General features: G+C 64.7%; 13 protein-coding genes. 4 read left to right on the top strand and 9 right to left on the bottom strand.

The genetic code is table 11. The annotated features are described in order from the left end of the window. Positions 1-59: 59 nt before the first annotated feature. Genes AB4Z51_RS22425 through AB4Z51_RS22405 form a run of 5 tightly spaced genes read right to left on the bottom strand, consistent with a single transcriptional unit; the run spans position 60 to position 4,831 of the window. A complete protein-coding gene (locus AB4Z51_RS22425) occupies positions 60-1,283 on the bottom strand; it encodes a bifunctional alpha/beta hydrolase/OsmC family protein (protein WP_441497993.1) in 1,224 nt (407 codons plus the stop codon). 25 nt (positions 1,284-1,308) lie between these two features. Next, positions 1,309-1,971: a sulfite oxidase-like oxidoreductase gene (locus AB4Z51_RS22420; protein ID WP_441497992.1), complete on the bottom strand. Its 663-nt coding sequence runs from the start codon at positions 1,969-1,971 to the stop codon at positions 1,309-1,311. Positions 1,972-1,974: 3 nt separating this feature from the next. After that, positions 1,975-3,309, bottom strand: coding sequence for an MFS transporter (locus tag AB4Z51_RS22415; RefSeq protein WP_441497991.1), 1,335 nt, complete (start codon positions 3,307-3,309; stop codon positions 1,975-1,977). A gap of 32 nt (positions 3,310-3,341) precedes the next feature. Next, a complete protein-coding gene (locus AB4Z51_RS22410) occupies positions 3,342-4,562 on the bottom strand; it encodes a cytochrome P450 (RefSeq protein ID WP_085403953.1) in 1,221 nt (406 codons plus the stop codon). Positions 4,563-4,621: 59 nt separating this feature from the next. Then, positions 4,622-4,831, bottom strand: coding sequence for a ferredoxin (locus tag AB4Z51_RS22405; protein ID WP_007607931.1), 210 nt, complete (start codon positions 4,829-4,831; stop codon positions 4,622-4,624). Between the two features lie 152 nt (positions 4,832-4,983). Here AB4Z51_RS22405 and AB4Z51_RS22400 point away from each other — a divergent pair, with 152 nt between their 5' ends. Beyond that, positions 4,984-5,631 carry a TetR/AcrR family transcriptional regulator gene (locus tag AB4Z51_RS22400; RefSeq protein WP_441497990.1) on the top strand — a complete coding sequence of 216 codons (648 nt, stop codon included), beginning with the start codon at positions 4,984-4,986 and terminating at the stop codon, positions 5,629-5,631. Here the strand turns inward: AB4Z51_RS22400 and AB4Z51_RS22395 are convergent. The 4 genes from AB4Z51_RS22395 to AB4Z51_RS22380 form a co-directional block, all read right to left on the bottom strand. Beyond that, positions 5,628-6,266 carry an aspartate/glutamate racemase family protein gene (locus AB4Z51_RS22395; RefSeq protein ID WP_441497989.1) on the bottom strand — a complete coding sequence of 213 codons (639 nt, stop codon included), beginning with the start codon at positions 6,264-6,266 and terminating at the stop codon, positions 5,628-5,630. The two genes, AB4Z51_RS22400 and AB4Z51_RS22395, sit on opposite strands and share 4 nt — an antisense overlap. A gap of 158 nt (positions 6,267-6,424) precedes the next feature. After that, entirely contained in the window at positions 6,425-7,438 is a 1,014-nt protein-coding gene (locus AB4Z51_RS22390) for an amino acid ABC transporter substrate-binding protein (protein ID WP_063984716.1), read from the bottom strand. Between the two features lie 12 nt (positions 7,439-7,450). Next, positions 7,451-8,800 (bottom strand): aspartate aminotransferase family protein, encoded by a 1,350-nt coding sequence (locus AB4Z51_RS22385; protein ID WP_441497988.1) that lies wholly within the window; start codon positions 8,798-8,800, stop codon positions 7,451-7,453. Between the two features lie 3 nt (positions 8,801-8,803). After that, on the bottom strand, positions 8,804-9,676 hold the full coding sequence (locus AB4Z51_RS22380) for a MurR/RpiR family transcriptional regulator (protein ID WP_441497987.1): 873 nt from the start codon (positions 9,674-9,676) through the stop codon (positions 8,804-8,806). An 87-nt stretch (positions 9,677-9,763) separates the two neighbouring features. Between AB4Z51_RS22380 and AB4Z51_RS22375 the strand changes: the two genes are divergently transcribed. The 3 genes from AB4Z51_RS22375 (at position 9,764) to AB4Z51_RS22365 (ending at position 12,440) form a co-directional block, all read left to right on the top strand. Then, entirely contained in the window at positions 9,764-10,951 is a 1,188-nt protein-coding gene (locus AB4Z51_RS22375; protein ID WP_441497986.1) for an amino acid ABC transporter permease, read from the top strand. Between the two features lie 2 nt (positions 10,952-10,953). Next, complete coding sequence (locus AB4Z51_RS22370) at positions 10,954-12,063, top strand: amino acid ABC transporter permease (RefSeq protein WP_441497985.1); 1,110 nt, start codon at positions 10,954-10,956, stop codon at positions 12,061-12,063. A gap of 194 nt (positions 12,064-12,257) precedes the next feature. Beyond that, positions 12,258-12,440, top strand: coding sequence for a hypothetical protein (locus AB4Z51_RS22365; RefSeq protein ID WP_441497984.1), 183 nt, complete (start codon positions 12,258-12,260; stop codon positions 12,438-12,440). The last annotated feature ends 14 nt before the right edge of the window (positions 12,441-12,454 follow it).

The following is a 12,454-nucleotide window of genomic DNA, read 5'->3' as shown; positions in this document are numbered from 1 at the left end:
CATGATCCGGAAAAGTGTGAAGCGGTTTTCCGAAAAGATCATGCTTAAACAATAACGCGCTAGTCCACGGCCTTCGTCACGATGCGGATCTCCGAGGTCAGCGTCCGGTGCACCGGACACTTGTCAGCGATCTCCATCAGCTTCTTGCGCTGCTCCGCATCGAGCGCGCCGTCGATCGCGATGTCGCGCTCGATCTGGTCGAGCATGCCATCGCGCGTCTCGCACTCCGCGCAGTCCTTGGCGTAGATTTTCGAATGCTTCAGCGTGACCGTGACGCGATCGAGCGGCAGCGATTTGCGATCGGCATAGAGGCGCATGGTCATGGAGGTGCAGGCACCCAGCCCGGCGAGCAGGAAGTCGTAAGGGCCGGGGCCGGCATCCTCGCCGCCAGCGGCGACCGGCTCGTCAGCCACCAGATGGTGCGGGCCGACGGTGATGAGCTGGTTGAACTTGCTCTTGCGGGTCTCCTGCACGACCACTTTGCGCGGCTCCTCCGCGAGATCCATCGCCTTCGCGGGCTTCGCGGTGTCGATGTAGCGGCTGGCCCAGGCCGCGATCACGTCGGCCGCGTAGAGGGCGTCGGCCGGCTTGGTCAGGAGATGATCGGCGTGGTCGAGCGAGACGAAGCTCTTGGGGTGTCTTGCCGCAACGAAAATCTTGGTCGCATTGTCGATGCCGACGGTGTCGTCGACAGGTGACTGCATCACCAGCAGGGCCTTGTGCAGGCCGGTGATGTCCTTCATCAGTTCTTGCTCGGCGATGTCGTCGAGGAATTCGCGCTTGATGCGGAACGGGCGCCCCGCGAGCGAGACCTCAACTTCGCCCTGCGCGCGGATGCTGTCGAGCTGCTCGCTGAACAGACCGGTGACGTGAGCGGGATCGGACGGCGCCGCGATGGTCACGACAGCCTTGGCTTCCGGAATCCTTCCGGCCGCGGCGAGGATCGCGGCACCGCCGAGGCTGTGGCCGATCAGGATCGACGGCGCCGTGCGGACCTGGCGCAGATGATCGGCGGCGCGCATGAGGTCGGCGACGTTGGAGGAGAACGTCGAATTGGCGAAATCGCCTTCACTGGAGCCAAGCCCGGTGAAGTCGAAGCGCAGCACCGCAATGCCCTTGGCGGCGAGCGCGACCGAGATGCGTTTTGCGGCCAGCGTGTCCTTGCCGCAGGTGAAGCAGTGCGCGAACAGCGCGTAGGCTGCGGGCTCGCCATCCGGCAGCTCCAGCGCGGCGGCTAGTTGATGACCGCCTTCGCCGGTGAATTGAAAGCGTTCCGTCGGCATGGGCTTCCCCCGTCCTTGCGTGAACCTAATCGCTTGAATAACGCTGCTCGGCCCAGGGATCGCCGCGGTTATGATAGCCGCGGACTTCCCAAAAGCCCGGCGCGTCCTCGGTCAGGAATTCGATGGCCTGAAGCCATTTGGCGCTCTTCCAGAAATACAGATGCGGCACGACGAGCCGTACCGGGCCGCCGTGCTCTTCGGTCAGCGGCTGACCCGACCAGCTGTGAGCGAGCAGGGCGTCCTCGGCGGCAAAGTCTTCCAGCGTGAGGTTGGTGGTGTAGCCGTCATGGGAATGCAGGACCACGAAGCGCGCATCCTCGCGCGGCTGGCACGCTGCGAGCAGCTCGCGCGTCGCAAGCCCTTCCCATTGATTGTCGTAGCGCGACCAGGTCGTCACGCAGTGAATGTCGGAGGTGATCTGCGCCTGCTTCTGCGCCGCGAATTCGGCAAAGGTCCAGAACACGGGGGTCTCGATCGCGCCGTAAACGTCGAGCCGCCAGCGTTCGCGCGAAACCGGCGGTACGACTCCGAGATCGAGCACCGGCCAGTCCTTGGTGAGATGCTGGCCCGGCGGCAGTCGCTGATCCTCCGGTCGCGTAACGCGGCCCGTGAGGAAGCGGCCTTCGCGCGCCCATTTCTCCTTGGTGCGCGTCAGCTTGCTGTCGGGCGGCTCGTTGTCGTCGGCCATGAGCTACTCGTGGCGATGCATCGCAGAGGCGTGCTTGGTGTCACGCATGGTGGAATAGATGATCAGCGACAGGCAGATGACGCCGGCGAGATAGTAATAGAACCACTCCTCATGCCCGATGCTCTTGAAATAGAGCGCGATCGCCGGTGCCGTGCCGCCGAAGATCGAGACCGTGATGGCGTAGGGCAGGCCGACGCCGAGGGCGCGGACATTGGTCGGGAACAGCTCGGCCTTCACCACGGCGTTGATCGAGGTGTAACCGGCGACGAACAGCCAGGCGCAGCAGATCAGGATGAAGGCCATGAACGGCGACTTGGTCTCCTTCAGCGTCATCAGCAGCGGCACGGTCGCGAGCGTACCCGCGACGCCGAAAAAGATCAGCAGCGGTTTGCGGCCGATCTTGTCGGAGATCGCGCCGTAGATCGGCTGCAGGATGGTCGCGAAGATCAGCGTGCCGAAGATCACGAAAGTGGTCTGGTCCTCGGTCAGGCCGACCGAGAGCTTGACGAACGTCTGCATGTAGGTGGTGAAGGTGTAGAACGCCGCGGTGCCGCCGGCCGTGAGGCCCACTACCAGCAGCAACTCGCGCGGGTAGCGTAGCAGATTGGCCAGCGAGCCGGTCGGCTTCACCACCTTCCTGGCTTCCTCGAAGGCCTCAGTCTCGTGCAGATTGCGTCTCATCACTGCGGCAAAGATCGCCAGCGCCGCGCCGATCGCAAACGGGATGCGCCAGCCCCAGGCTCTGAGCTCCTCCGGCGTGAGGAAGACCTTTTGCAGGAGCAGCAGCACAATGATCGCGGTGAGCTGGCCGCCGATCAACGTGACGTATTGAAAGCTCGAATAGAAGCCGCGATGCTTGGGATCGGCAACCTCGCTGAGATAGGTCGCGCTGGCACCATATTCGCCGCCGAGGCTCAGGCCTTCGATGACGCGGGCGAGCGCCAGGATCACCGGCGCGGCGAAACCGATGGTCGCATAGGTCGGCGTCAGCGCGATGATCAGCGAGCCGAAGCACATGAAGACGACGGATAACGTCAGCGAGATACGCCGGCCGAAATGATCCGCGATGTAGCCGAACAGCCAGCCGCCCAAGGGGCGCATCAGGAAGGTCGCCGCGAACACCACGGCGACGTTCAATTGCTGGACGACGGGGTCGTTGCCAGGGAAGAAGGCCGGAGCGAAATAGAGCGCGAACGCCGTATAGGCGTAAAAATCGTACCACTCGACGAGATTGCCGATCGAGCCGATGAAGATCGCCTTGATCCGCCGTTTGGCGTCGGCGATGTCGATGTCGATATCGATGTGATCAGAGGCCGGTAGGGTTGCTTGCTCTGTCACGTCCGGCCTCTCTCCGTTGGTCTTGGAAAGGCCTACATCGCCTTTCCGAACAGAAATGGCAACTGGCGGGGGCCTCTCACCGTGCCCTGTGACCAAGTCACCGTGCCTGCCGGATCGAGGGAGAAGTCCGGGATCCGCTTCAGCCATTCCTCCAGCGCAACCTGCATCTCCATGCGTGCAAGGTTGGAACCGACGCAGCGGTGGATGCCGAGGCCGAAGGCGGCATGGCGATTCTCCCGGCGGTCGATCACGACTTTGTCAGCGTCCGGAAACATCTTGGGGTCGCGGTTGGCGGCCGGGAACGACAGCAGCACCATGTTGCCCGCCTTGACCGGGCAGCCCGAGATCGTGGTCTCCTTGACCACCTCGCGGGCCATGGTCACCGGCGAATAGGCCCGCAGCAGCTCCTCCACGGCGATCGGGATCAGCCCGGGCTCGGCGATCAGCCGTTCGCGGTCGGCCGGCGTCCGGGCGAGATGCCAGAGCGAGGAGCCGATCGCACTCCAGGTGGTGTCGATGCCGGCGATCAGGAGCAGCCGCAGCGAACCCAGCACATGGGACTCTTCCAGCGGCTGGCCTTCCTTGTCCTTGGCGTTCATCAAATAGGAAATCAGGTCGTCGGTCGGCTTCGATCTGCGCTCCTCGATATGCGTCCTGAAATAGGCGCTCATCTCCTGCACGGCCTGGAGCAGCTTGTTCTCGTCCTTGATGCCGAGCTCGAGGATCATGTGGATCCAGTCGATGAACAGATCGCTGTCGCTCTCGGGAATGCCGAGCATATGGGCGATGGCCTGAACCGGGATATATTTGCTGTAGCGCGCTGCGGCATCGACCTTGCCATCGGCGATGAACCCGTCGATCAGCTCGTTGCAGATCGCGCGCATCCGCGGTTCCAGCTTCTTCATCGCGTCCGGCGTGAAAGGCGGCAACAGCAATTGCTTGGCTGGCTTGTGCACGGGCGGGTCGGAGGTGATCGGCGGAGCGGCGTTCCTGGCGACTTCGGGCCGAACGTCACGGACGATGATGCGGCGCGAGGAGAAATGCTCGGTGTCGTTGGCGATCTCGCGCACCGCCTCATAAGTCGTCGGCATGTAGCAGCCGAGGAAGCGCTTTGTATGCACCACCGGGCTCGCGGAGCGAAGCTCCTCCCAGATCGAGAACGGATCCTCCGTCCATTGCGGATCGGTGTGGTCGAAATCGTTGACCCAGTCGGTGACGGGCGGGTGGGCGACAGGCTGGCTGACGTCGGACATGGCAGGAAATCCCTCGGGGCTCGTGTTCGCTAAAAGCACGCAAGCGGGCAGGGGCCGCGCTACTCCTCGATCACATCGATCGCAATTTCCGGGCAGTTGGATTTGGCAAGCCAGGCCTTGTCTTCGAGGCCGGGCGGCACGGTGCCGTCCCCGGCCTCATGGGCGTTGCCGTATTCGTCGAGCTCGAACAGCTCCGGTGCGAGCGCCTTGCAGCGTGCGTGGCCCTGGCATTTGTCGGGATCGACGTGAACCCTCAGTCGCTCTGTCATGGCGGCTTCCTCGGTCGTGTGCGCGGGGCCCGAAGGCCGCGCGATCCTCATGTCAATTTTATCGGCGGCATTTGCCGCCACTTGAAGTTATATGATATTACATTCGCGGCGGGCTTCCCCTGTCAAGCGCAAACTTATAGGCTTGACGTAACATGCGTTCACAACTTGTCCGCAAGCCGGAGAATACCTACCACCATGGCGATCTCCGTGACGCCTTGATCAAGGCCGCGCTGCGCGAGGCGGAGCAGGGCGGCGCCGAGGCGATCAGCATCAAGGCGCTTGCTAAACAGCTCGGCGTCTCGCAGCCGGCGCCGTATCGGCATTTTGCCGACCGTGATGCGCTGCTAACGGCGGTGACGGCGGAAGCGTTCCGGCAGCTCAGTGCACTTCTGCGCGAGGCGATGGCGAAGCCGTCGAAGCAATCGAAATTGTCGCGGCTGGCTCAGGCGATGCTCGATTTCGGTCTGCGCCGCAACGGCATCTATCGCCTGATGTTCGCCTCCCGCACCGTGTCATGCGCGGCGAAGGGCAGCGAGCTGCACGACGCCACGCGCGAGACTTTTGCGCTGGTGATCGAAGCCCTCGAGGCGCCGGCGGTCGGCTTCTTGCGCGAGCGACAAGCGCTCAAGATCTGGGCGGCGTTGCATGGCGTGGTGATGCTGGCCGAGCAGGGCCTGTTCACCGGCGAGGCCGCGCATGCCACGCGCGAGGAACTGGTCGAGGACTTTGTGAACGAAACGAAGGTCGCGCTCGCTGCTGCGATCAAGGATGCGCAACGTCGGAAAAAGGCCGGCGCCTAGGCCTTCGCATTCAGCAGCCTCATCAGCTTGTCGACCGCGCTGTCCGGGGTCGTCACGACCGGGCGGCCGGTGGCCTCGGCGACCAGCGGCGCGGTCGCCGCGATGCTGAATTGCGCGAGCGCAATGACGTCGCAATCGCGCAAGTCCTTTGAAGCCTCGACAATCAGCCTGTCGTGCGTGGCGCGATCGCCGCGATCGAGCGCCGCCAGCGCGCCCTCGGCGAGTTTCGGCACGACCTGGGCCGAGGCCGGAAACTCCGGTGGCATCGAGGCCAGTGTCGGCGGGAAGGTCGAGAGCAGGCCAATTCGCTTGCCCATGGTCACGGCCTGCTCGATCATCGCCTCGTTCGGCTTCAGCACGGGCATCGGCGCATGTGCGCGCGCGACGGCCTCGATGCAGGGGCCGAACGCCGAGCAGGTGAACAGGATTCCGTTCGCTCCCGTAGCTGCCGCATAGTCGCCGAGCGCGAGGAAGCGCTCGGTCATGGCATCGTTGAGCACGCCGTCGCGGGCCAGATCCGCCGACAGGCTGTCGTCGAGCAGGTTCATCAGCCGCGCCTCTGGCCACGCCTTCGCGAACGCAGCCTCGATCGGCGCGATGGAATGCTTGAGGGCGTGAATCAGGGCGATGCGCATCGGTGTCTCTTCTCCCTCTCCCCGTTCTTACGGGGAGAGGGTCAGGGTGAGGGGCTCTATCCACGTTGAAAGTGAGGGATGAATTCGCGGAGGCTCCCCCTCACCCGACCGCTGCGCGGTCGACCTCTCCCCGCAGGCGGGGAGAGGTGAAGCACCGTTTACTTGAACGGCACCGCGTACATCAAGCCGCCCTTGCTCCAGAGGCCGTTGAGGCCGCGGTCGAGCTTGAGCGGGCTCGCCTTGCCGACATTGCGCTCGTAGATCTCGCCGTAATTGCCGGTGGCCTTGATCACCGTCACCAGCCATTTGTTGTCGAGACCGAGYCGCGAGCCGAGGTCGCCGGAGGCACCCAGCAGGCGCTGGACCGCCGGCGTCTGTGACTTCGCCATCTCGTCGACATTGCCTTGCGTGACACCGAGTTCCTCGGCCTCGATCAGGCCGTAATGCAGCCAGGTGATGATGTCGCTCCAGACCTCGTCGCCATTGCGGGTGAAGGGCCCGAGCGGCTCCTTGCTGATGGTCTGCGGCAGCACGACGTAGTCGGCCGGATTTGGCGCCGCGGTCGTTACCGCGCCGGCGAGCGCGGAGGCATCCTGGGTCATGGCATCGCAGCGGCCGCCGAAGAAGGTCTGGTACATGGTGTCGACGCGGTCGAACACCAGCGGCTTCCAGTCGATGCCGTTGGCGCGGCCGTAATCGCCGAGCGTGACTTCATGCGTGGTGCCCTGCGCGACGCAGACAGTCGCACCCTTCAAATCCTTGATCTCCTTCACGCCGAGGTCCTTCTTCACGACAAAGCCCTGGCCGTCGTAGAAGTTGACCGGCCCCTGGCGGAGGCCCAGCGTCACGCCGCGCAGATAGGTCTGGGTCGAGTTGCGGTAGAGTACGTCGATCTCGCCCGATTGCAGCGCGGTGAAACGATTCTGCGCGGTCAGCGAGACGTAGCGCACCTTGCTGGCGTCGCCGAGCACGCCGGCTGCGAGCGCGCGGCAATAATCGACGTCGAGGCCCTTATAATTTCCCTGCGAGTCCGGCGCGGAGAAACCGGCAAAGCCGGCGCTGACGCCGCAGATCAGCGTGCCGCGGCTCTTCACCGTGTCGAGCGTCGCCGCCGACGCGGCAACCGTCGATGCCGCGAGCATGCCGGCTACGATAACCACTTTCCTCATCATATGACTCTCCCCTCAGTGATTGACACTACGCAACACGTTGTCGACGGCGGTGCCGAGCTTGTCGACGATCAGATCGATCTCGGCAGCCGAAGTGATATAGGGCGGCGCCAGCAGCACATGGTCGCCACGGACGCCGTCCACGGTACCGCCACCGGGATAGCAGCCGAGCCCGTTGGCGAAGGCTTCCGCCTTGATCTTCTGGTTCAGCTTGAGCGCGGGATCGAACGAGGTGCGGCCGGCGCGATCGGCGACGAGCTCGATCGCCCAGAACAGGCCGCGGCCCCTGATATCGCCGACATGGCGGTGATTGCCGAAGCGCTCGGTCAGGCGTTGCTCGAGCTGCTTGCCGCGATCCTTGACGCGGTCGAGCAGGCGGTCCTCGCGGATCACATCCTGCACCGCGAGCGCGGCCGCGCAGGCGAGGGGATGCGCCAGATAGGTGTGGCCATGCTGGAACGCGCCGGAGCCTGAGCGGATGGTGTCGATGATCTTGCCGCTCGCGAGCATCGCGCCGATCGGCTGGTAGCCGCCGCCGAGGCCCTTTGCGATCGCCTGGATATCAGGAGCGACGCCCTCCTGCTCCCAGGCGTGCGTCGTGCCGGTGCGGCCCATGCCGCTCATGACTTCGTCGAGGATGAGGAGGGCGCCATGCCGGTCGCAGATCTCGCGCACCGCCTTGAAGTAGCCGTCCGGTGCCGTCACCGCCCCGGCGGTGGCACCGACGACGGGCTCGGCGAGGAACGCGGCGACGGTGTCGGGGCCAAGCCGCTGAAATTCGGCTTCGAGCTCCGCGGCCAGTCGCGCCACGAACTGCGCATCGGATTCGCCCTCGTGCTTCTCGTGATAGGCAAAGGCCGGTGTCACATGGTTGAAGGCACCGGACAGCAGGGGAGCATAGGGCGCGCGCCGCCAGGCATTGCCACCGGCGGCGAGCGCGCCGAGCGTGTTGCCGTGATAGCTCTGCCGCCGCGCAATGAAGTGCTGCCGCTGCGGCTCGCCGCGCTCGATGAAATATTGCCGCGCCAGCTTGATGCTGGCCTCGATCGCCTCCGATCCGCCACTGACGAAATAGGCGTAGGCGAGACCGCCGGGTTCGTGCCCGACCAGCGTCTCGGCCAGCGCCTCGGCCGGCTCGGAGGAGAAGAAGGCGGTGTGCGCATAGGCCAGCGTCGAGGCTTGTTTTGCCATCGCCGCGATCACGCGCGGATGCTGATGGCCGAGGCAGGAGACGGCTGCGCCGCCGGAGGCGTCGATCACGCGCCGCCCGTCCTCGGCGAAGAGATAGACGCCTTCGCCACCGATCGCCTTGGGCGGCGTTTCGCGCAACGAACGGTGCAGCACGCGGCTGGTGCGAGCGGCCATGGGTCAACCTTTCTCTGGGACGTAAGTGGAGGCCGCGGCGAGCCGCGCCTCGGTGGTTTCCAGGCGCTTCTTGGCGGCCGTGCCGCCGAGCGAGAATGTGACCGCCGCGAGCGATTGCGCAATCGCGATGGCACCCGTGAGACTCGGGAAGAAGCCGGGGGACGAGGCCGCCTCGAACAGCAGCACGTGGTCGGCGCCTTCGGCCATCGGCGCCGAGAGGCTGTCCGCGATCGCGATCAGCGCTGCGCCGGCACGATGGGCGGCCTGCGCAACACGGACGCTCGCATGCGTGTAGGGCAGGAAGCCGATGAYGATGACGGCTTCGCCGGTACGAAAGGCGCCGAGATCGAGATCGTCGGGGCCGGATGCGCCGACGAGTTGCACCTGTTCGGGACGGAACAGCCGGAGCTCGTAGTTCAAGAGCTCCGCGACGCTCCGGCAGCTTCGGTAACCGGCAATCCAGATACGCTTGGCGTCGTGCAGCGCGCGGGCTGCATCCGCAATCGGCTGGGCCGGAATGCGCAGAAGGCCGGCGCCCTCGGCCTCGAGCTTGTCGGTGACGAGCGCGACATCGGCGTTCGGGCCGTGACGGCGGCTCTTGGCGCGGCCCGAGAAAGGTGAGATCTGCGAAGGCCGCCGCGCTTCGGTGAGTGCCGCGCGCAACTGGTCCCAGCCGGAATAGCCGATGGCCTTGGCAAGCCGCGTGAATGCGGCCGGGTCGGCGCCGGCCTCGGCGGCGAGATCGCGCATCGAACGGGTGGTGGCGTCGTAGTCATTGGCGGCAACGAAGCGGCCGACCTCCTGCAGGCGCAGGGGGAGCGATGGCAACGCAATGCGCAGTTCGCTCAAGGGCGAGGATTTCGTGGGCTCGGCCATGAAACATTTGTTGCACGCTTTTCAGATTGGTGCAACAGTTGACGTGGGCCGCCGGAAATCGTTGCTCTTGAGAAGGATTTTTGTGCTGTGACTTCAGACAGTCCAAGATCGCCGCCCCGCCGTCGCTTCTTCGGCGGATTTGGCCGCCGAGAGCTGCAAGGCCTGTTCTGGCAGGTGCTCGTCGTCGGAATCGTGCTTGGGGTTGTCGCCTTCCTCTGGTCCAACACCGTCACCAATCTCTCGGCCCGCCGCATCACCACCGGCTTCGCTTTCCTCGGCCGGGAAGCCGGCATGCCGATCGCCGACAGCCTGCTCGCCTATAATCCGAGAGACACGTACCTGTGGGCTTTCGTCGTCGGCATCGCCAACACCTTGCGCGTCGCCGTGATCGGCATCGTGCTCGCGACGATCCTGGGCACGCTGATCGGCATTTCGCGTCTCTCCGCCAATTGGCTGTTGTCGCGGCTCGCCGCCGTCTATGTCGAAACGCTCCGCGACATCCCGCTGCTGCTTCAGCTCCTGTTCTGGTACGTGTTGATGCAGGCACTGCCGGCCGCGCGCGCGGCCTGGCGGCCGGTCGAGGGCGTGTTCCTATCCAATCGCGGCCTGATCCTGCCGGCGATCCCGCTGAGCTCGCCGCAGCTCTGGGTGCTCGGTACAGCCGTGCTCGGGCTTGCCGTGTTCTATCTCATCAGGCGATGGCTGATCGCGCAGCAGATGCGTGACGGCAAGCCGCGGCCGGCGTGGCCCTTTGCGGTTGGCTTCATCGTCGCGCTGCCGGCGGCAATGTCCGTGGCGCTTGGTGTGTCCTGGAAGATCGAATGGCCGGAGCTGCGCGGCTTCAACTTCGTCGGCGGGCTGACGCTCGCGCCGGAGTATTTCGCGCTGCTGATCGCGCTCGTGACCTACACTTCGGCCTTCATTGCCGAGATCGTTCGCAGCGGCATCCAGTCCGTGCCGCGCGGACAATGGGATGCCGCCAATGCGCTCGGCTTGCGCCGCAGCTTCATGCTGCGCCAGATCATCCTGCCGCAGGCGCTGCGCGTCATCGTGCCGCCGATGACGAGCCAGTATCTCAACCTGACCAAGAACTCCTCGCTCGCGGTCGCGATCGGTTACCAGGACGTAGTGTCTGTCGCCAATACCACGCTGAACCAGACCGGGCAGGCGATCGAGGCGATCGCGCTGATCATGGCGGTGTTCCTGACCATCAGCCTCGGCATCAGCTTCTTCATGAACTGGTACAATTCGCGCATCGCGCTGGTGGAGCGCTGATCATGACGGCGATCACCGACATTCCGGACGCCCCGCGTGCTGCCCGCCGCCCGCAGATGGGCAACCCGGTGCTGCGCTGGCTCCGCACCAATTTGTTCTCGTCGATTCCCAACGCCGTTCTTTCGGTCGTGTTGCTGGCAGTCCTCGCCAAGGGCATCTTCAGCTTCGTGCAGTGGGGCATCGCGAACGCGGTCTGGCTCACGCCGGCAAACGATTCCAGCGCCTGCCGCGCCGCACGCGGCCTCGGTGCCTGCTGGGCGATCATCCCCGAAAAATATCGCTTCATCCTGTTCGGCACCTATCCGTTCGACGAACAGTGGCGGCCGGCGCTGTCGGTCGTGCTGTTCATCGGGCTGTTCTATCTCTCCACCCGTCGCGCCCTGTGGCGGCGCGAACTGGCCTATATCTGGATCGGCGCGCTCGCGCTGATCAGCGTGCTGACGTGGGGCGGCGTGCTCGGCCTCTCCTTCGTCTCGCAGGACCGTTGGGGTGGCTTGCCGGTGACGTTGATCCTGGCGACGTTTGGATTGGCCTTTGGTTTTCCGCTCGGCATCCTGGTCGCACTCGGCCGGCGCTCAAAGCTGCCGGCGATCCGTTCGCTCTCGGTGCTCTATGTCGAGTTGATCCGCGGCGTGCCGCTGGTGAGCCTGTTGTTCATGGCGAGCGTGATGTTTCCGCTGTTCATGCCGAGCGGCTTCAATATCGACAAGCTGCTGCGCGCGCAGATCGCCATCATCCTGTTCGCGGGCGCGTATCTTGCCGAAGTCATCCGTGGCGGCCTCCAGGCCGTGCCGCGCGGGCAATATGAGGCCGCCGAGGCGCTGGGGCTGTCCTACTGGCGCAAGCATCGCCTGATCGTCCTGCCGCAGGCGATCCGCCACGTCATCCCGCCGCTGGTCAACACCTTCATCGCGTTCTTCAAGGACACCAGCCTGGTCCTGATCATCGGCATCTTCGACCTGCTGACGACGGCCAAGACCGCGATCATCGATCCGGCCTGGCAGCAATTCTCGGTCGAGGTCTACATCTTCGTCGCCGCGATCTACTTTGTCTTTTGCTTTGCGATGTCGCGGTACAGTCGCGGCCTGGAGGCGAATACCGCCGCGAGGTGAGCGGCTTTCCCCGCCGCGGGTAGCCAGGAGCGCTGGAAGCCTACACTGGAGCGCGAAATGCTTATGCCGCGCCTATATCGCGTGCCTGGATTCAAACTGGCAATCCTACGCGGCGAGATCCATCTGCAATTTGTTGGTGGCACTCACAAGAGGCACGTCACATCATGATGAAATCAGTTCTCGCAGCGTCGGCCATGCTGGTCGCGCTTTGCTCCGCCGCCTCTGCCCACGAGGCAATGAATCACTCGCACATGGCTTCGGCGGCCACCGTCCAGATGTCGGAAACGCATCCGAACTCCTTCGCCTTCGCCGCTCCAACGGATGAGGCCGGATACGATGCGCATCGGTATCACGGCGGGCCGAAAGCGAACGACTAGGGTCTGACCGGCGC

Origin of the sequence: Bradyrhizobium sp. 2TAF36 (assembly GCF_052114925.1) — a bacterium.
Taxonomy (GTDB): Bacteria; Pseudomonadota; Alphaproteobacteria; order Rhizobiales; family Xanthobacteraceae; genus Bradyrhizobium; species Bradyrhizobium barranii.
This window is presented reverse-complemented; position numbering and strand designations above follow the sequence as displayed.

Excerpts from the sequence above, each read along its gene's own strand:
- AB4Z51_RS22410 (WP_085403953.1), bottom strand. The coding sequence starts at position 4,562 with ATGTCCGACGTCAGCCAGCCTGTCGCCCACCCGCCCGTCACCGACTGG.
- AB4Z51_RS22400 (WP_441497990.1), top strand. The coding sequence starts at position 4,984 with ATGCGTTCACAACTTGTCCGCAAGCCGGAGAATACCTACCACCATGGC.
- AB4Z51_RS22420 (WP_441497992.1), bottom strand. The coding sequence starts at position 1,971 with ATGGCCGACGACAACGAGCCGCCCGACAGCAAGCTGACGCGCACCAAG.
- AB4Z51_RS22365 (WP_441497984.1), top strand. The coding sequence starts at position 12,258 with ATGCTGGTCGCGCTTTGCTCCGCCGCCTCTGCCCACGAGGCAATGAAT.
- AB4Z51_RS22385 (WP_441497988.1), bottom strand. The coding sequence starts at position 8,800 with ATGGCCGCTCGCACCAGCCGCGTGCTGCACCGTTCGTTGCGCGAAACG.
- AB4Z51_RS22395 (WP_441497989.1), bottom strand. The coding sequence starts at position 6,266 with ATGCGCATCGCCCTGATTCACGCCCTCAAGCATTCCATCGCGCCGATC.
- AB4Z51_RS22405 (WP_007607931.1), bottom strand. The coding sequence starts at position 4,831 with ATGACAGAGCGACTGAGGGTTCACGTCGATCCCGACAAATGCCAGGGC.
- AB4Z51_RS22370 (WP_441497985.1), top strand. The coding sequence starts at position 10,954 with ATGACGGCGATCACCGACATTCCGGACGCCCCGCGTGCTGCCCGCCGC.
- AB4Z51_RS22425 (WP_441497993.1), bottom strand. The coding sequence starts at position 1,283 with ATGCCGACGGAACGCTTTCAATTCACCGGCGAAGGCGGTCATCAACTA.